Here is a 17,720-nt window from a genome sequence, read left to right as displayed (position 1 = left end):
CGTCAGTCCCGGACGCCGGCGGGTGCGCCTGACCGTGCCGGGGCACCCGCGTGCCCGTCGCCTCCGGCGTCGGCCGCCGGGGCCTCGGCCTCGGCCAGCCGCGCCATCCGCTCCAGGACGGCCTCGGTCGTCGGCTCGCGCAGCTCGTCGACGACGTGGCCGTCGGCGAGGAAGACGACGCGGTCGGTCCAGCGCGCGGCACCGGGGTCGTGGGTGACCATGACGACGGTCTGCCCGTGGGTGTCGACCGCCCGGCGCAGGAAGCCGAGCACCTCGGCGCCCGAGGTGGAGTCGAGGTTGCCGGTGGGCTCGTCGGCGAAGACGACGTCGGGTCGGCCGACGAGGGCCCGGGCGCAGGCCACGCGCTGCTGCTGCCCGCCGGAGAGCTCGCCGGGGCGGTGGCCCAGGCGGTCGCGCAGCCCGACGGTGTCGACGACCTCGTCGAACCACGCCGGGTCCGGGCGGCGGCCGGCGATGTCGAGCGGCAGGGTGATGTTCTCGGCGGCCGTGAGCGTCGGGACGAGGTTGAAGGCCTGGAAGACGAACCCGATGCGATCACGGCGCAGCTCGGTGAGGCGGCGCTCCTTGAGGCCGGTGAGGTCGACGTCGCCGAGGAGCACCCGGCCCGAGGTCACCGAGTCCAGCCCGGCGGCGCAGTGCATGAGGGTCGACTTGCCGGAGCCGGACCGGCCCATGATCGCGGTGAACTCGCCGGCGTGGAGGTCGAGGGTGACCTCGTCCAGCGCGGTGACCGCCGTCTCGCCGCTGCCATAGACCTTGGTCAGGCGCTCGACCCGGGCGGCGGGAGGCCGCGCGGGGTTCTCGGATGGAGGCGTAGCGACCGTCATACGTCGTCCTCGGGTTTGGCGGGCGGCCGGGCGGACGGCACCGGTCCTTCCCGGGGGCAACGCTAGGGGACGGCGCTCGCGTTCCCGCGCCCGGTCCCCGCCTCCGCCGACCGACGAACGCCGGGCCGGTGGACACCTCCTCGGTCGGGATCGCCGCCGCGACCGGGGAGGGTCTCGCTCAGGCGGGCCGCGAGGTCGTGGGCGCCCGCAGGTGGAGCGCGGCGAGCAGCGCGACGAGCAGCTCGGAGACCAGGGCCACCACGCCGAGCGGGTCGGCCCAGTTCCCGACGTCGTCGCCGATCTGCGGCAGCCCGACCGTGCGGGAGAGGACGAACGCGAGGGCGGCGAGGACGCAGACCACCCCGCTCAGCAGCCAGACCCGGCGGTCCTCGGTGCGCAGCACGGCCACCGCCAGGCCGAGACAGGCGAGCGCGAGGAGCACGAAGAGCACCCCGACGTACGGGGCCTCCTCCAGGTGCTCGGGGACGAGGGGCACGTGCACGCCTCCGGCGACGAGCAGCAGCGCCGCGAGGACCCGGCGGTCGAAACTGGTGCGGTCCATCGGGGACCCCTTCCCGGCGGGCTCGGCTCGCCACCACCTGGTTCGGCGCGGTGGCGGCCCGTGGATGGCCGGGCCGGGGCCGGGGTCAGGCGACCGAGTGCGCGCCGCGCCGGTCCGGTCCGCTGTGGGCGGGCTCCGGGAGCTCGTCCTGCGGGGTCGGGCGGCCGTCGGAGCCGGTGTCCTCGGTCCCGCGGGCGGCGGGCACCTCGACCTGCCACACGCGCCGCAGTCGCGGATGGTCGTGGTCGCCGTCGTCGACGCCGGTCACCCAGGTCAGCTCCAGCGCGTCCGGCAGGACGCGGCAGAGGGCGACGTTGTTGTCGAACCACGGGCCCTGGGTGACCGTCCACGGGTACCGGGGGTCGGGCACCCGCTCCGAGCGCGCGGCGAGGAAGCGCATGGGCCGCACGAGGGACTTCGCGAGCATCGACACCGCGACGCGCACCCCGCGCGGCATGGGGTTGCGGATCGGCGAGCAGACGGCCTGGGTGATCCGCGAACGGGCGCCGTACTGCTCCTCGTCGGTGACCTCGGCGAAGTAGGAGTTGTGCACGTCCCCGGAGAGGAAGGTGACCGTCTGCGGGGCCTCGTCCCGGTGGCCGCGGGCGAGGTCCATGACCATCTCGAAGACCTCGTCGAAGCCGTGGTTGAACGCGGCCCAGTGCTCGAGGTCGATGCTGCGGCGCATGGACTCCGCGAGCCGGGCGGCGCGGCGGCCGAAGGCGCCCTGCGCGACGGCCTCGTCCATGGCCTCGAAGTCGTGCAGCCCGGGCGGCAGGAGGAACGGCAGCGAGGTCCCCACGAAGACGTGCCGGTACCCGCCGCGCAGGGTGTCGTCCAGCCACTGCGCCTCGGCCCGGTCGAGCATCGAGCGCTCGTCGGGCTGGAGGTCGCGGGCCGCGCGCGAGTCGACGACGACGAGCAGGCAGTCGCCGACCTCGCGGGTGTAGCTCCATCGGTAGGTCTCCGGCTCGGCGTCGGCGCGCGCGGCGAGCGCGTCGAGGTCGGCGGTGAGGTCGACCTCGCCGTCGCGGCCCTCGGCCTCGTGCTCCAGCACCCGCCGGAACAGCGGCTCCTGCGCGAGTCCGGCGGGCGAGAGGTTCCCCAGGTGCTGGTTCACCCAGTACGCCGCGAGCCCGGACACGATCCGCTCCTGCCACCACGTCGTCGCGCGGATGTCGCGGCGCCAGGAGTACGAGGTGTTCCAGTCGTCGCGGATGTCGTGGTCGTCGAAGATCATCGCCGACGGCACGGTCGACATGGCCCAGCGGATGACGGGGTCGCCCCAGGTGAGGCGGTAGAGCTCGTCGTACTCGACGTAGTCCTTGATCTCCTCCCACGGCGGCTCGCTGACGTCGCGCCGGGCCCGGAGGAACTCGTCGAGGTCGGGGTTGGGGGTGGTGTCGGCGTAGACCTGGTCGCCGAGGAGCAGCAGGAGGTCGGGCCAGCCGGCCTCGGGGTCCTCGCGCAGCGCGACGGCGAGGCTGCGCAGCGCGTCCACCCCGTGCACCCGGTTGCCGGCGTCGTCGTGGGTGCCGGTGGTGCGGCAGGACCCGAAGGCCAGGTACGGCAGGCGTCCCGGGTCCAGGGTGCGGATGCGGCTCGGCGGCTCGCCCTCCAGCGGCCAGACGGTCTCGTCGTCGAGGCGGACCTCGTAGGTCTCGTCGGTCGCGGGCTCCATGCCGTCGCAGACGACGAGTGCGTAGTGCGAGCCGTGGACCCCGAAGGTCCGCGCGCTCCACGTGCGGCCCGCCCGCTCGACGGTCACCGTGCAGGCCTGCGCGGTGCGGACCCAGACCGTGGCCGAGGTCGCGTCGACGTAGCGCAGCATCGGTCCGAGGACGAGGGGGTGCTGGTCGGCGTCTCCGGGGCGGCTCATACCTGCCCATCCTGCCAACGGCGACTGTGCCACGGCTGTGGGGGCGCATCCGGATCCGGGTCGGCGTCGGGGCGCGACGTGCGCGCCGCGATCGGCAGGCCCGGGCACACGCCGACGGGCGGCCCTCCGTCGTGGAGGACCGCCCGTCGGTCGGTGGGACGTCAGGCGAGGAGGCTCAGAAGCCCATCCCGCCCATGTCGTCGCCGCCGCCCGGCATGGCCGGAGCGGCCTTCTCGGGCTTGTCGGCGATGACCGCCTCGGTGGTGAGGAACAGCGCGGCGATCGACGCGGCGTTCTGCAGCGCCGAGCGGGTGACCTTCGCCGGGTCGATGACGCCCGCGGAGACGAGGTCCTCGTACTCGCCGGTCGCGGCGTTGAGGCCGTGACCCGGGGTGAGGTTGGAGACCTTCTCCGCGACGACGCCGCCCTCGAGACCGGCGTTGACCGCGATCTGCTTGAGCGGCGCCTCGACGGCGACCTTGACGATGTTCGCGCCGGTCGCCTCGTCGCCCTCGAGCGTGAGGTTCGCGAACGCCTTGGCCCCGGCCTGGATGAGGGCGACGCCGCCACCGGCGACGATGCCCTCCTCGACGGCCGCCTTCGCGTTCCGGACGGCGTCCTCGATGCGGTGCTTGCGCTCCTTGAGCTCGACCTCGGTGGCCGCGCCCGCCTTGATGACGGCGACGCCGCCGGCGAGCTTGGCGAGGCGCTCCTGGAGCTTCTCGCGGTCGTAGTCGGAGTCCGACTTCTCGATCTCGGCGCGGATCTGGTTGACCCGCCCCTGGATCTGGTCGTTGTCGCCGGCACCCTCGACGATCGTCGTCTCGTCCTTGGTGACGACGACCTTGCGGGCACGCCCGAGGAGGGACAGGTCCGCGGTGTCCAGCTTGAGGCCGACCTCCTCGGAGATGACCTGGCCGCCGGTGAGGATGGCGATGTCGCCGAGCATGGCCTTGCGACGGTCGCCGAACCCGGGGGCCTTGACCGCGGCGGACTTGAAGGTGCCGCGGATCTTGTTGACGACGAGCGTGCTCAGGGCCTCGCCCTCGACGTCCTCGGAGATGATGAGCAGCGGCTTGCCGGACTGCATGACCTTCTCGAGGAGGGGCAGCAGGTCCTTGATGGAGCCGACCTTGGAGTTCGCGATGAGGACGTAGGGGTCCTCGAGCACGGCCTCCATGCGCTCGGTGTCGGTGACGAAGTAGTGGCTGATGTAGCCCTTGTCGAAGCGCATGCCCTCGGTGAGCTCGAGCTCGAGGCCGAAGGTGTTGCTCTCCTCGACGGTGATGACACCTTCCTTGCCGACCTTGTCCATGGCCTCGGCGATCATCTCGCCGATCTGCGGGTCGGCCGCGGAGATCGACGCGGTGGCGGCGATCTGCTCCTTGGTCTCGATGTCCTTGGCGTTGGCGGCGAGCTCGTCGGAGACGGCCTGGACGGCCTTCTCGATGCCGCGCTTGAGCGCCATCGGGTTGGCCCCGGCGGCGACGTTGCGCAGGCCCTCGCGGACCAGCGCCTGGGCGAGGACGGTGGCCGTCGTCGTGCCGTCACCGGCGACGTCGTCGGTCTTCTTGGCGACCTCCTTGACCAGCTCGGCGCCGATCTTCTCGTACGGGTCGTCGAGCTCGATCTCCTTGGCGATCGAGACACCGTCGTTGGTGATCGTGGGGGCGCCCCACTTCTTCTCCAGGACGACGTTGCGGCCCTTGGGGCCGAGCGTCACCTTGACGGCGTCGGCGAGGGTGTTCATGCCTCGCTCGAGCCCGCGGCGCGCCTCCTCATCGAAAGCGATGATCTTGGCCATTCGGGTGGTTCCTCCCACGCGAATCGAAGGTGGGACCGGGCGGCGCCCGCGACGGACGGGCCGGGGCCGCGGCTCACGTCACCGACGACACACCTGCCCTCACCGGACCGGTCGGGTTGTCACTCTCGGCATGAGAGTGCCAATGCTCATTATTGGCACTCTCGGGGTGAGAGTGCAAACGAGGGGCCACGCCGGGACGGGCCGGTGTCAGACCTGCGGCGCGTGGCCCTCGAAGGTCGTGCGCATCGAGGCGTCGGCCTCGGAGGAGACCGGGTCGCCCGGGTCGGCCACGAAGACGGCGACGGCCTCGCGGGCCGGGTTGCCCTCGAGCTCGTGGAGCACCTCGCGCCAGGCGGCGAGGTTGGGGTGGGGCAGCTCGGTGCACGCCTCCGCCGGCTCCAGCGAGGTCACGGCGGCCTCGAGGTCGGCGCGGGAGACCGGCAGGGTCGCGGTCGAGCCGTCGTGCCGCAGGATCGTCCCGAGGACGACGGCGGGCAGACCGTGCGCCCCGCCGGGGGTGTTGACGTGCGGGTAGACCCAGTCGGGGGTCGAGCTCGCCGGGGACACCCCGACCGCCCAGGCCGCCGGGGCCCGCCAGCCCTCCAGCTCTCCGGCCAGGTGGTCGCGGATCGCGGCGAGGCCGTCGGGGGTGCTCCAGTCCAGGTCGCTCATCCGGCCAGTCAACCAGGCGCGTCCGTCCCACCCGTCCCCCGAGACCCGTCGGCCTCGCGGAAGATGAACAGCGGGTGAACGTGGCGGTCGGGGTTGGTGAACCCACGGTGTCGACCCCACACCGAGCGCTCGTGGACGCTGCAACCGTCATCCTCGTGCTCGTCGTCGTCACCGCGCTGGCGTTCGACTTCACCAACGGCTTCCACGACACGGCGAACGCGATGGCCGCCTCGATCTCCACCGGCGCCCTCGCCCCCAAGGTCGCGGTCGGGCTCTCGGCCGTCCTCAACCTCGTCGGCGCGTTCCTCTCCGTCGAGGTCGCCCTCACCGTGTCGAACGCCGTCATCCGCATCCAGGACTCCGACGGCGCCCCGCGTCCGGAGCTGCTGAGCGACGGCGGCGAGGCCCTGCTGCTCATCGTGCTCGCCGGGCTCGTCGGCGGCATCGTCTGGAACCTCTTCACCTGGCTGCTCGGCCTGCCCTCCAGCAGCTCGCACGCGCTGCTCGGCGGCCTCACCGGCGCCGGCGCCGCGGGGCTGGGGTTCGCCGGGGTGAAGTGGACCGGCGACGGCACGAAGCTCGACGGCGTCGTCGGCAAGATCCTCCTGCCCTCGCTGCTCTCGCCGCTGGTCGCCATGCTCGTGGCGTTCGTCGGGTGCTGGGTCGTGCACCGGGTGACCCGCTCGGTGATGGACCGGCTCCAGGAGCGCCACTTCCGCTGGGGCCAGATCGGCAGCGCCTCGCTCGTGTCCATCGCGCACGGCACGAACGACGCCCAGAAGACGATGGGCGTCATGACCCTCGCCCTCATCGCGAGCGGCCACTGGGAGCGCACCGACGCCGTCCCGGTGTGGGTCAAGGTGAGCGCCGCCCTGGCCATCGCGCTCGGCACGTACATCGGCGGGTGGCGGATCATCCGCACCCTCGGCAAGGGCCTGGTCGACATCACCCCGCGCCAGGGCCTGGCCGGGGACGGGTCCACCGCGGCGGTGCTGCTCGCCTCCAGCCACCTCGGCTTCGCGCTCTCGACGACGCACGTGGCCACCGGCTCCGTGCTGGGCGGCGGCCTGGGCCGCGGCACCACCGTCCGCTGGTCGACGGCCGGCCGGATGGCCGTCGCCTGGGCGATGACCTTCCCCATCGCTGGCGCTCATGGGCGCCGTCATGTGGTGGGTGGGGAACACCCTGGGCGGCGTGCCCGGCGCGGTCCTCGTCTTCGCCGTGCTCGTCGCGGCCTCGTGGACGATGTACCGCCGCTCGCGCGTGGCCCACGTCGGCGCCCACAACGTCACCGCCGACTGGGAGCGTCCGCAGGACGCCGTCGGCGAGCAGCCGCCCACGAAGACCCCCACCCACTGACCGGCCGGACAGGAACGGACCACGATGCGCAGTCTCGAGCTCGCCCTCCTCGGCGCCGGCAAGGTGCTCCTCGCCGGACTCGTCTTCGGAGCCGGCCTCCCGGTCGTCTACGCCCTCGCCATGCGGGCCCTCACCATCGGCACGACGACGGTCGCCGGGCCGGACGGCGACGGGCGCGAACGCCGCTCGCCGCTGGGCCTGGCCCTGGCCGGCGTGCTCGTGGCCGTCGTCGCCGGGGGCGTCGTCCTCGGTCTCGTCCTCATCGTCGCCGGCGGCTTCGGCAAGGCCGTGAGCTTCGAGCACGTCGTCCCCGTCGTCGTCGACAAGTGAGCCCCGCGATGCCCCAGCGGTCCCACGCCGTCCTCGCCCACATCCGCACCGGCTTCCCCGGCGGCGTCGCCGACTCCGAGGCCGCGGCGCTCGGGTCGGTGCTGCAGGAGCGCCTCGGCACCGAGGCCGCGCACGACGTCCTGCGCCTGCTCGCCGACGAGGGGCTGCTGTCGCGGGGGGCGGTCCGCGCCCTCGTCCCCGAGGACGCGCAGGTCCGCGAGGTGTCGGCCAAGCTCGTCCTCGGCGGCTGGCCGCTCGGCGGGATGGAGGAGGACGAGGACGAGGCGCCGCCCCGCGAGGGCAGCCCGCTCGCGCGGATCGTCAGCTGGCTGCGCGAGGGGTACCCCGGCGGCGTGCCGGAGCACGACTACGTGCCGCTGCTGGCCATCCTCGAGCGCCGGCTCACCCGCAGCGAGGTGAAGAAGGTCGCCAAGGCGCTCCGGCGGGCGGACGTCAGCCCGGCCGGGCCGCACGACATCGCGGCGGCGATCACCTCCTACACCCACGCCGACCCCTCGGCGCAGGACCTGCGGCGGGTGCGCGACCAGCTGGCGAAGAAGGACTGGCCGGTCGAGTTCCCCGACCCCGACCTCCCCTGACACCTCCCGCACCCGGGCGGGTGCGGGCACAGAGACGCCCGTCCGGCTTCCCTCACGGACGGGCGTCACTGGCTGGTGGGGCGGCGGGTCAGGCCGCGGGAGGGGTCACGGCTCCATCCCGAGCCGGCGGGCCGAGCGGGCGCGCTGCCGGCTGGCGCGCAGCCGGCGGAGCCGCTTGACGAGCATCGGGTCGTGGGCGAGCGCCACCGGGTTGTCGATGAGCGCGTTGAGCACCTGGTAGTACCGCGTCGAGCTCATGTCGAAGAGCTCCTTGATCGCGGTCTCCTTCGAGCCCGCGTACTTCCACCACTGCCGCTCGAAGGCCAGGATCTCGCGGTCGCGCTCGGACAGGTCCGGGACGCTGACGGCGGTGGTGGCGTGGTCCGAGGCGGCGCTCACGGTGTGGTGTCGACCCTTCGATGTCGTGCGGACTGCGGCGGGACCCACTGTAACGGAGGGAATGACACGGATGTCATTCCCTCGGGCGCGTTGCCGCGTGTCGACTGGACACCTTCCGCCGCCCTGGACTCACGAGTCACAAACGCACCACGGGCCTCGCGACGACGGGCCCGGGGGTCAGGAGGCGGGGACGAGGACGGCCCCGAGCGCCGCGACGTCGTCGACGAGGGCGTCCGGGCCCTCGGCGGCGAGCGCGGCCGGCTCCCCCGCACCCCAGGTGACGGCGACGGCCGCCATGCCTGCGGCGCGGGCGGCCCGGACGTCGACCGTGGCGTCCCCCACGTAGACGCAGTCGTCGGGGCGCACCCCCAGCGCGGCGGCGGCGTGCAGGAGCGGGTCGGGCGCGGGCTTGTGCCGCTCGGTGTCCTCGAGGGCGGCGACGACCTCGACGAGGTGGTCGGCCCCGACGCCCTCCAGCGCCAGGCGGGCGGTCTCGCGACGCTTGGAGGTGACGACGGCCGTCCGCACGCCGGCGGCGGTGAGGAGGGCGAGCAGCTCGGGGACGCCGTCGTAGCGGCGGATGAGCCGGGCGGTGTTCGCGAGGTTCCACTCCCGGTAGGCGACGTCGAGGGCGTGGCCGTGCTCGGGCGACTCCTCGAGCAGCGCCTCCAGCAGCGGCCGGCCGATCCAGGCCCGGGCCCGGTCCTCGGCCACCTCCTCGCCGAGCACGGTGCGGAAGGCGTGCCGGTAGGAGGCGACGATGAGCGGGATGGTGTCGGCGAGCGTGCCGTCGAGGTCGAAGAACACCGTCGGCCAGCGCGGGGAGGCGGTCACGGACCTCAGTCTGCCGGGCGGGGGCGGGCGCCCGGACCCGGGTCCGCGGTCCCGGCCGGCCCCCGCCACCGGGTCGGGCCCGGCGGGACGCGGCTCAGGGGGTGACCGGCGGGACGCCCAGCTCGCCGAGGAGCGCGAGCACCCGGCGGCGGATCTCGTCGCGGATCGGCCGCACGGCCTCGATGCCCTGCCCGGCGGGGTCGTCGAGCTCCCAGTCCTCGTAGCGGACGCCGGGGAAGACCGGGCAGGCGTCGCCGCAGCCCATCGTCACGACGACGTCGGAGGTCCGCACGGCGTCCGGGGTGAGGACCTTCGGCCGCTCGCCGGCGATGTCGATGCCCTCCTCGGCCATGGCCCGCGTGGCGACGGGGTTGACGGCGTCGCCGGGCGCCGAGCCGGCCGAGCGCACCTCGACGGCGCCGCCGGAGAGGTGGCCGAGGTAGGCGGCGGCCATCTGCGAGCGACCCGCGTTGTGGACGCAGACGAAGAGGACGGACGGGCGGTCGGTCACGAGGGCTCCTGGGGGTGGTCTCTGCGGTCGGGACGGGGGTGGGCGGGTTCCGGGTCGGGCGCCTCGAACGTCGTCGCGGCCCGGGGCGCGGCGACGAGGGCCATGAGGGCGAGGCCGACGGCCACGCCGACGAGCTGGGCGAGGACGAAGCCCGGGGCGTCGGCCGGGGCGATGCCGGCGAAGGTGTCGGACAGGGTGCGGGCGAGCGTCACCGCCGGGTTGGCGAAGGAGGTCGAGGAGGTGAACCAGTAGGCGGCGAGGATCCACCCGGCGACGAGCAGCGGCGCCTGCCGCTCGCGCCCGCCGCGTGCGACGAAGCCGACGACCATGAGGAGCCCGGCGGTGGCGAGCACCTCCCCCAGCCACTGCCCGACCCCGCCGCGCGCCGTCCGCGAGGCCTCCACCGCGGGCAGGTCGTACATGAGGTCGGCGAGCACGGTCCCGAGGCAGGCCCCGAGGACCTGGGCGACGACGTAGCCGGGCAGGTCGCGCCACGGCAGGTCACCGCGGACGGCCTGGGCCAGCGAGACGGCGGGGTTGAAGTGCGCACCGCTCAGCGGGGCCAGGCAGGCGATGAGCACCCCCAAGGCGGCCACCGACGCCAGGGCGTTGGCGAGCAGCTGGACGCCGACGTCGTCGGTGAGCCGGGTGGCCATGATCCCGGACCCGACGACGGCGGCGAGCAGGCCGGCCGCCCCCACCGTCTCCGCGACGAGGGCCCGGACGCGGGGGGTCACGAGCAGCACGCCGCCGCGCCGCGCGGCGGGTGGCCGGCCTCGGGGGTGCAGCAGCCGTCGGAGACCGGCAGCGACGCGGTGGCGGGTCGCGGGTGCGCGGGGTCGTCGTCCTTGACGGTGTAGAACTCCCACCCGGCGCCGTGCGGGTCGTGGACCCACACCTTGTCCTGGAGCGCCCAGCAGCAGGTCGTGTCGTCCTCGTCGAAGGCGGCGAGACCGGCGGAGGAGAAGCGCTCCCGTGCGGCGGTGACGTCGTCGACCGAGGCGACCTCGACGCCGAGGTGGTTGAGCGCGCCGGTCGTGCCGGTGCCGCGCTCGGCGGCGGTGGTCTCGATGAGGACGAGCTTGAGCGGCGGCTCGGCCACCTCGAAGTTGGCGTACCCGGGGCGGCGCTTGTGCGGCGCGACGCCGAACATCGCGGTGTAGAAGTCGACCGACGCCTCGAGGTCGGCGACGTTGAGGGCGAGCTGGACGCGGCTGGTGGGTGTGGCCATGGGGACCTCCGGCGGGACGGACATCGACGGTCGTCGATGCGATGCGCAGCACACCACACCCATCGACGTGTGTCAATATAGACGTTCGTCGATGACAAGGAGGACCCGTGCCGACCCGAGAGCTGCCCCTCGCCGCCACCACCCCGTGCTGCGGCATCGGCACCGACGGGGGCCTCAGTGCCGCCGAGGCCGAGCGCAGCGCCGCGCTGCTCAAGGCCGTCGCCGACCCGGTCCGGCTGCGGCTGCTCAGCGCCATCCGCGCGACGGCGGCCGGCGAGGCCTGCGTCTGCGACCTCACCCCCCTCGTCGGCCTGTCGCAGCCGACCGTGTCGCACCACCTCAAGGTGCTCGTCGAGGCCGGTCTGCTCACCCGGGACAAGCGCGGCAGCTGGGCCTGGTTCCGCATCGTGCCCAGTCGCGTCGAGCAGGTCCGCGCCATCTTCGGCTGACGCCGCCGCGTACTACCGTGGGCCCGATGTCCGACTCCCCCACGCCCCCCGGCCCTCCGTCGGCGGAGCAGCCGGCGGCTCCCGCCCCGGACGCCGACGAGGGCGCGCACGCCGCGCGTCCGCTGCGCGAGCTCGTCCACCCGTCGTGGGCGCAGGCCCTGGCCCCGGTCGAGCCCGTCGTCGCCCGGATGGGCGAGTTCCTCCGGGCCGAGGTCGCGAGCGGCCGCGGGTACCTGCCGGGCGGGCCGCACGTGCTGCGCGCCTTCCAGCAGCCGCTGGACTCGGTGCGCGTGCTCGTCGTCGGCCAGGACCCGTACCCGACCCCGGGGCACGCGATGGGCCTGTCGTTCTCGGTGAACCCGGACGTGCGGCCGGTCCCGCGCAGCCTCGTGAACATCTACCAGGAGCTGCGCGACGACCTGGGCCTGCCGATGCCGACCACCGGCGACCTCACCCCCTGGGCCGAGCACGGCGTCCTCCTGCTCAACCGGGTGCTCACGGTGCGGCCCGGCACGCCGGCGAGCCACCGCGGGAAGGGGTGGGAGGAGGTCACCGGCCGGGCCATCGAGGCCCTCGTCGAGCGCGGTGGCCCGCTCGTTGCCATCCTCTGGGGACGCGACGCCCGGTCCCTCGCGCCGCACCTGCGCGGCATCCCGTGCATCGAGTCCGCGCACCCCAGCCCGCTGTCGGCGCGCAACGGCTTCTTCGGCTCCCGGCCCTTCTCGCGGGCCAACGCCCTGCTCGCCGAGGCCGGCGCCGACCCCGTCGACTGGCGGCTGCCGTGACGTCGTTGCCGGCGGACCGCCGCGTCTGGACCCGCTACGTCGCCATCGGCGACTCCTTCACCGAGGGCCTCAGCGACCCCGACCCCGAGCGCGAGGACGCCTTCGTCGGCTGGGCGGACCGGCTGGCGCTGCACCTGGACCGGGTCGCCGCCGACGAGCACCTGCCCTTCGGGTACGCGAACCTCGCCGTCCGCGGACGCACCCTCGGCGACGTCGTCGGCCCGCAGCTGGACGCGGCGATGACGATGACCCCGGACCTGGTGTCGATGGTCGGCGGCGGCAACGACCTGCTGCGCCCGTCCGTCGACCTCGACGCGCTGGCCGCGCGCCTCGAGGAGGCCGTCGTGCGGATCCGCGCCGGCGGCGCCGACGTCCTGCTCGCCACGCCCACCGACACCCGCGACGCCGGCCTGTTCCGGGCCCTGCGCGGCCGGCACGCGGTGCACGCCGCCAACCTGTTCACCATCGCCGCCGACCACGGCTGCCACGTCCTCAACCTCTGGGGGATGCGGGCACTGCGCGACTGGCGGATGTGGGCCGAGGACCGCATCCACCTGACGACCGAGGGGCACCGCCGCGTCGCCCTCGCCGCCCTCACCGCGCTCGGGCACCCCACCGACCGCGACGAGTGGTCCACCCCGCTGCCCCCCGCGGGCCCGTCGGCGCGCGCCGACGAGCTGCGCGGGCACGCCGAGTGGGTCCGCAGCCACGCGACGCCCTGGGTCGAGCGGCGGCTGCGCGGCACGTCCTCCGGCGACGGCCGCGACCCCAAGCGGCCCGAGCTCTCACACTTCCGCGACCCGCACGCCCGGCCCGAGCCCGGCACCCTGCCCGAGCCCTGACCGGCCCGTCCGGTCGGACGGTTCTGCTCTCCTCGCCGTCAGGAATCCGCAGGTGCGGGGTTAGAGTCCGTCACATGACGCAGATTCGGATCTCGGAGGCCGCCGCCCTCCTCGGGGTCTCCGACGACACGGTGCGCCGGATGGTCGACGCCGGACGCCTGCCCGCGACGAAGGACGACGCCGGACGCCTCGTCGTCGCGGGCGCCGACCTGGCCGCCGTCGCGCGCGAGACCGCGCGCCCGGCCCCGGTGGGCGTCGTCGCCGACGAGTCCGCCCGCAACCGGATGCGCGGGGTCGTGACCGGTGTCCTCACCGACACCGTCATGGCCCAGGTCGAGCTGCAGTGCGGACCGTTCCGGGTCGTCTCGCTCATGTCCAGCGAGGCCGTGCGCGACCTCGGTCTCGAGGTGGGCAGCGTCGCCGTCGCGACCATCAAGTCGACGAACGTCGTCGTCGGGGTGCCCCGGTGAGCCCGCGGCCCGCCCCTGCCCCCGCAGCGCGACGAACGGTGCGCCGATCGCGCCTCGCCGTCCTCGCGGCGGTGACGGGGCTGCTCGCCCTCACCGCCTGCTCGGCGGCGACCCCGCAGGACACCGCGCCCGGCGCCGCCGGCTCCACCTCCGCTCCGGCGTCGAGCGGCGGCGGGTCGAGGGTGGTGACCGTCCTCGCGGCGGCCTCGCTGACCGAGCCGTTCACCGCGCTCGCCACGGCCTACGAGCAGCAGCACCCCGGCGTCACCGTCGCCCTGAGCTTCGGCTCCAGCACGACGCTGGCCCAGCAGATCGCCGAGGGCGCCCCGGCCGACGTCTACGCCAGCGCGGGCGAGTCGGCCCTGGCGATGCTGCCCGCGGACGCCGCGGCCGACGGCGGCCGGGAGGTTGTCGCCCGCAACACCGTCGAGATCGCCGTCCCGCCGGACAACCCGGGGTCGGTGTCGAGCCTCGCCGACCTGGCCGACCCCGACCTCGACGTCGTGCTCTGCGCCGAGACCGTCCCCTGCGGCGCCGCGGCCGACCAGGTGCTGGCGAAGGCGGGCGTCACCCCCCACGTCGTCTCCCGCGAGATCGACGTCAAGGCCACGCTCACCAAGGTCACCCTCGGCGAGGCCGACGCGGCGATGGTCTACCACTCCGACGTCGTGAGCGCGGGCGCGGACGTCGAGGGGGTCGAGGTCCCCGCGGCCGACAACGTCGTCCTCACCTACCCGCTGCTGTGGTTCTCGAAGGACCGCGACGTCGCCGGCTTCGCGCGGTTCGTCGCGAGCCCGCAGGGCACGGCCGCGCTCACGAAGGCCGGCTTCCTGGCGCCGTGACCGCTCCCGCCCCACCACGCCCCCGCGCCCCGTCCACCCCGGTGGGACGGGCGCGGGCGCGGTCCGCCGGCTGGTCCCGGGCCGTGCTGCTCGTGCCCGCCGCGCTGGGCGTGGGGCTCGTCGTCCTGCCGCTGCTGGGGCTGCTGCTGCGGACCGAGTGGGGGGCCTTCGCCGCGCACCTGGCCGCCCCGGTGGTCTGGCCGGCCATCCGGCTCTCGCTGGTCACCACGCTCGTCACCGTCGCCCTGTGCGCCGTCCTCGGCACGCCGCTGGCCTGGCTGCTGAGCCGGGCCGACGGCCGGGCCGCGACGTGGCTGCGGGCCGTCCTCACCGTGCCCGTCGTCCTGCCGCCGGTGGTCGGCGGCGTGGCCCTGCTCATGGCCTACGGACGCCGCGGTGTGGTCGGCGCACCGCTCTTCGAGGCCTTCGGGCTGCGGCTGCCGTTCACGCCGTCGGCCGTCGTGCTGGCCCAGGTGTTCGTCTCGCTGCCCTTCTTCGTCCTCGCCGTCGAGGGCGCGATGCGGGCGGTCGACGGCCGCTACGACGCGGTCGCGGCGACCCTCGGGGCCTCCCCACTACGCATCTTCGTCCGGGTGGCGCTCCCGCTGGCAGCCCCCGGCATCGCCTCGGGCGCCGCGCTGGCCTGGGCCCGGGCGCTCGGCGAGTTCGGCGCGACGATCACCTTCGCCGGCAACTTCGCCGGCCGCACCCAGACCGCGCCGCTCGCCGTCTACGTCGCCCTGCAGAACGACCCGCAGGCCGCGCTGGCCCTGAGCATCGCCATGCTCGCGGTGTCGCTGCTCGTGCTCGGGCTGCTGCGCGGGCGGTGGATGCGATGACCCTGGACGCCCGCCTGCGCGCCCACCGCGGCGGGTTCACGGTCGACCTCCCCCTCGCCGCGCAGGACGGCGAGGTGGTCGCGGTCCTCGGGCCCAACGGCGCCGGCAAGACTACCGCGCTGCACGCGCTGGCCGGTCTCGTGCCGCTCGAGGCCGGGCACGTCCGGGTCGACGGCGAGACGTGGGCCGGCGACGGGCGGCACCTCGGCCCGGAGCGGCGGGCCGTCGGGCTCCTGGCCGCCGACCACCTGCTCTTCCCGCACCTCACCGCCCGCGCCAACGTCGCCTTCGGCCCACGCAGCCGGGGCGCGTCGCGCCGGGAGGCCGAGGAGCGCGCGGACGCCGAGCTGGGGGCGCTCGGCGTCGCCGAGCTGGCCGGCCGGCGTCCGTCGGCGCTCTCGCACGGCCAGGCCCAGCGCGTCGCCCTGGCCCGGGCCCTGGCCACCGACCCGCGGCTGCTGCTGCTCGACGAGCCGCTGTCGGCGCTCGACCCCGCCACCCGGCCGCAGGTGCGCGCCACCCTCGCCGCCCGGCTGCGCGCCTACGACGGCGTCACCGTCGTCGTCACGCACGACCCGCTCGACGCCCTCACCCTGGCCGACCGGCTCGTCTTCGTCGAGGGCGGCGCCGTCGTCCAGGAGGGGACCCCGGCCGACGTCGTCGCCCGACCGCGCGACCCGTACGTCGCGCAGGTCGTCGGGCTCAACCTGTTCGCCGGGACCGCCGACGGCGAGGCGGTGACGACGCCGCTCGGGCCGGTCGTCACCGGGGGCCACGCCCACCGCGGGCCGTCCTGGGTGGCGTTCGCGCCGTCGGCGGTGGCGCTCTACCCCGAGAAGCCGCACGGCTCGACCCGCAACCTGTGGCCGGCGCGCGTGGGGTCGGTCGAGCTGTCCGGCCAGACCGCCCGGGTCCGCCTCCTCATCGGCGCCGGACGCCATGACGGGCCGCACGTAGCCGACACCGCACGCGACCAGGGGACGCGCGGAGCCGACGCCGCACGCGAGCATGGGCAGCGCGGAGCCCCCGGGCAGGGCGACCACGGACAGCGCGGTCACGCCGGACGCCATGACGGGCAGCACGGGGCCGACGCCGCACGCGACCACGAGGACCACGGGGCCGACGCCGGACGCCATGACGGGCCGCGCAGGGCGGAGCCAGGACGCGACCACGAGAACCGCGGTGACGGGACGGTCGCCGTGCTCGCCGACGTCACCGCCGGCTCGGTGGCCACCATGCGTCTCCAGCCGGGCGCCGACGTCTGGGCCGGCGTCAAGGCCACCGAGGTCAGCGCCTACCCCTCCTGACCGCCCACCCCCCACTCTCCCCGCCCCCGCCGCAGCTTTCTCGCCTGATCCCGCAACCTTCGGGTTCGCACCGGCACCGAACCCCGGCGAACCCGAACCTTCCGGGGCAGACCCGCCCGCCGCACCTCCGCCCCCGCCGCAGCTTTCTCGCTTGATCCCGCAACCTCCGGGTTCGGACGGCCACCGAACCCCGGCGAACCCGAACCTTCCGGGGCAGACCCGCCCGCCGCACCCCCGACCCCGCCGCAGCTTTCTCGCCTGATCCCGGAACCTTCGGGTTCGCACCGGCACCGAACCCCGGCGAACCCGAACCTTCCGGCGCGGACCTACCCGCCGCACCCCCGACCCCCGACCCCCGACCCCCGGCAGCACCGAACACCGGCCACGCGTTTACTAGGACGTCCGACCACCTCGGTAGTCTCGAGCCATGCCAGCGACGAGGCTCATGCCGACCGACGAGGGCCAGGAGCTCATCGACCTCACCCGCGAGATCTGCGCCAAGGAGCTCGCGCCGCAGGTCGACGACGCCGAGCGCGCCGCCGCCCACGACGAGTCCTTCCCGACCGAGGTGTTCCGCACCCTCGGAGCGGCCGGCCTGCTCTCGCTGCCGCAGCCGGAGGAGCACGGCGGCTACGGCCAGCCGTACGAGGTCTACCTCCAGGTCGTCGAGGAGATCGCCAGCGTGTGGATGAGCGTCGCCGTCGGCGTCTCCGTCCACGCCCTCACGACCTACCCGGTCACGGCCTTCGGCACCGACGAGCAGCGCGCCGCCCTGCTGCCGGACATGCTCTCCGGCGACCGGCTCGGGGCCTACTGCCTCTCCGAGCCGCTCGCGGGCTCCGACATCGCCTCGATGACGACCCGCGCGACCCGCGACGGTGACGCCTACGTCTTGCGGGGCCGCAAGGCGTGGATCAGCCACGCCGGGCACGCCGACTACTACACGACCTTCGCGCGCACCTCGGACGACGGCGGCAAGGGCCTCACCTGCGTCGTCGTGCCCGCGGACGCCGACGGCCTCTCCTTCGGCACGCCGGAGAAGAAGATGGGCCTGCACTGCGACACCGTCCGCGAGGTCCTCTACGACGACGTCCGCGTCGACGCCGACCGCCGGATCGGCGCCGAGGGGCAGGGCATGGCCATCGCCCTGTCCGCCCT

Annotated in this window: 20 protein-coding genes and 1 pseudogene; 11 read left to right on the top strand and 10 right to left on the bottom strand. The window is 74.7% G+C overall.

From position 1 onward, the window contains the following. Positions 1–2 precede the first annotated feature (2 nt). The 5 genes from EPD83_RS07680 to EPD83_RS07660 form a co-directional block, all read right to left on the bottom strand. Positions 3–848: an ABC transporter ATP-binding protein gene (locus EPD83_RS07680; RefSeq protein ID WP_165566423.1), complete on the bottom strand. Its 846-nt coding sequence runs from the start codon at positions 846–848 to the stop codon at positions 3–5. Positions 849–1,026: 178 nt separating this feature from the next. Further along, positions 1,027–1,410 (bottom strand): hypothetical protein, encoded by a 384-nt coding sequence (locus EPD83_RS07675; RefSeq protein WP_128365540.1) that lies wholly within the window; start codon positions 1,408–1,410, stop codon positions 1,027–1,029. A gap of 85 nt (positions 1,411–1,495) precedes the next feature. Further along, positions 1,496–3,289 carry an alkaline phosphatase D family protein gene (locus EPD83_RS07670; protein WP_235950401.1) on the bottom strand — a complete coding sequence of 598 codons (1,794 nt, stop codon included), beginning with the start codon at positions 3,287–3,289 and terminating at the stop codon, positions 1,496–1,498. A 175-nt stretch (positions 3,290–3,464) separates the two neighbouring features. Continuing rightward, the gene (groL, locus tag EPD83_RS07665; protein ID WP_128365539.1) at positions 3,465–5,093 is read right to left on the bottom strand and encodes a chaperonin GroEL; all 1,629 of its coding nucleotides are present in this window, start codon (positions 5,091–5,093) and stop codon (positions 3,465–3,467) included. Positions 5,094–5,300: 207 nt separating this feature from the next. Further along, the gene (locus tag EPD83_RS07660; protein ID WP_128365538.1) at positions 5,301–5,765 is read right to left on the bottom strand and encodes a hypothetical protein; all 465 of its coding nucleotides are present in this window, start codon (positions 5,763–5,765) and stop codon (positions 5,301–5,303) included. A gap of 131 nt (positions 5,766–5,896) precedes the next feature. Here EPD83_RS07660 and EPD83_RS07655 point away from each other — a divergent pair. From EPD83_RS07655 to EPD83_RS20345, 3 genes and pseudogenes are all read left to right on the top strand, one after another. Then, a pseudogene (locus EPD83_RS07655) lies at positions 5,897–7,124 on the top strand (anion permease). Between the two features lie 24 nt (positions 7,125–7,148). After that, entirely contained in the window at positions 7,149–7,454 is a 306-nt protein-coding gene (locus EPD83_RS07650; RefSeq protein WP_128365537.1) for a hypothetical protein, read from the top strand. Positions 7,455–7,462: 8 nt separating this feature from the next. Beyond that, positions 7,463–8,053 carry a DUF3349 domain-containing protein gene (locus EPD83_RS20345; RefSeq protein WP_205859456.1) on the top strand — a complete coding sequence of 197 codons (591 nt, stop codon included), beginning with the start codon at positions 7,463–7,465 and terminating at the stop codon, positions 8,051–8,053. A 105-nt stretch (positions 8,054–8,158) separates the two neighbouring features. Here EPD83_RS20345 and EPD83_RS07640 read toward each other — a convergent pair whose 3' ends face one another. From EPD83_RS07640 to EPD83_RS07620, 5 genes are all read right to left on the bottom strand, one after another. After that, entirely contained in the window at positions 8,159–8,452 is a 294-nt protein-coding gene (locus tag EPD83_RS07640; protein ID WP_165566422.1) for a DUF3263 domain-containing protein, read from the bottom strand. 177 nt (positions 8,453–8,629) lie between these two features. After that, complete coding sequence (locus EPD83_RS07635; RefSeq protein ID WP_165566421.1) at positions 8,630–9,286, bottom strand: HAD-IA family hydrolase; 657 nt, start codon at positions 9,284–9,286, stop codon at positions 8,630–8,632. 94 nt (positions 9,287–9,380) lie between these two features. Then, the gene (locus EPD83_RS07630) at positions 9,381–9,797 is read right to left on the bottom strand and encodes an arsenate reductase ArsC (protein WP_205859455.1); all 417 of its coding nucleotides are present in this window, start codon (positions 9,795–9,797) and stop codon (positions 9,381–9,383) included. Further along, positions 9,794–10,534: an aquaporin gene (locus EPD83_RS07625; protein ID WP_165566420.1), complete on the bottom strand. Its 741-nt coding sequence runs from the start codon at positions 10,532–10,534 to the stop codon at positions 9,794–9,796. Before EPD83_RS07625 ends, EPD83_RS07630 begins: the two co-directional genes overlap by 4 nt. Continuing rightward, positions 10,531–11,028 carry an ArsI/CadI family heavy metal resistance metalloenzyme gene (locus tag EPD83_RS07620; protein WP_165566419.1) on the bottom strand — a complete coding sequence of 166 codons (498 nt, stop codon included), beginning with the start codon at positions 11,026–11,028 and terminating at the stop codon, positions 10,531–10,533. The genes EPD83_RS07625 and EPD83_RS07620 overlap by 4 nt, the downstream gene beginning before the upstream one ends. A gap of 107 nt (positions 11,029–11,135) precedes the next feature. Here EPD83_RS07620 and EPD83_RS07615 point away from each other — a divergent pair, with 107 nt between their 5' ends. From EPD83_RS07615 to EPD83_RS07580, 8 genes are all read left to right on the top strand, one after another. Further along, positions 11,136–11,477 carry an ArsR/SmtB family transcription factor gene (locus EPD83_RS07615; protein ID WP_128368316.1) on the top strand — a complete coding sequence of 114 codons (342 nt, stop codon included), beginning with the start codon at positions 11,136–11,138 and terminating at the stop codon, positions 11,475–11,477. Positions 11,478–11,503: 26 nt separating this feature from the next. Continuing rightward, positions 11,504–12,262: a uracil-DNA glycosylase gene (locus EPD83_RS07610; RefSeq protein WP_165566418.1), complete on the top strand. Its 759-nt coding sequence runs from the start codon at positions 11,504–11,506 to the stop codon at positions 12,260–12,262. Continuing rightward, the gene (locus EPD83_RS07605) at positions 12,259–13,104 is read left to right on the top strand and encodes an SGNH/GDSL hydrolase family protein (RefSeq protein ID WP_165566417.1); all 846 of its coding nucleotides are present in this window, start codon (positions 12,259–12,261) and stop codon (positions 13,102–13,104) included. The genes EPD83_RS07610 and EPD83_RS07605 overlap by 4 nt, the downstream gene beginning before the upstream one ends. Positions 13,105–13,178: 74 nt before the next feature. Beyond that, entirely contained in the window at positions 13,179–13,574 is a 396-nt protein-coding gene (locus EPD83_RS07600) for a TOBE domain-containing protein (protein ID WP_128366824.1), read from the top strand. 38 nt (positions 13,575–13,612) lie between these two features. Then, a complete protein-coding gene (modA, locus tag EPD83_RS07595) occupies positions 13,613–14,416 on the top strand; it encodes a molybdate ABC transporter substrate-binding protein (protein WP_128366825.1) in 804 nt (267 codons plus the stop codon). Beyond that, complete coding sequence (locus EPD83_RS07590; RefSeq protein WP_165566416.1) at positions 14,413–15,255, top strand: ABC transporter permease; 843 nt, start codon at positions 14,413–14,415, stop codon at positions 15,253–15,255. Before modA ends, EPD83_RS07590 begins: the two co-directional genes overlap by 4 nt. Then, positions 15,252–16,562, top strand: a complete 1,311-nt coding sequence (locus tag EPD83_RS07585) for an ABC transporter ATP-binding protein (RefSeq protein WP_205859453.1) — start codon at positions 15,252–15,254, stop codon at positions 16,560–16,562. The genes EPD83_RS07590 and EPD83_RS07585 overlap by 4 nt, the downstream gene beginning before the upstream one ends. Positions 16,563–16,989: 427 nt before the next feature. Next, a partial coding sequence (locus tag EPD83_RS07580; protein ID WP_205859452.1) for an acyl-CoA dehydrogenase family protein occupies positions 16,990–17,720 on the top strand: 731 nt, incomplete at its 3' end.

The organism is Phycicoccus flavus, from assembly GCF_004025965.2.
Taxonomy (GTDB): Bacteria; Actinomycetota; Actinomycetes; order Actinomycetales; family Dermatophilaceae; genus Phycicoccus; species Phycicoccus flavus.
Note: the sequence above shows the minus strand (reverse complement) of the source record. Positions and strands in the feature narration are given on the sequence as shown.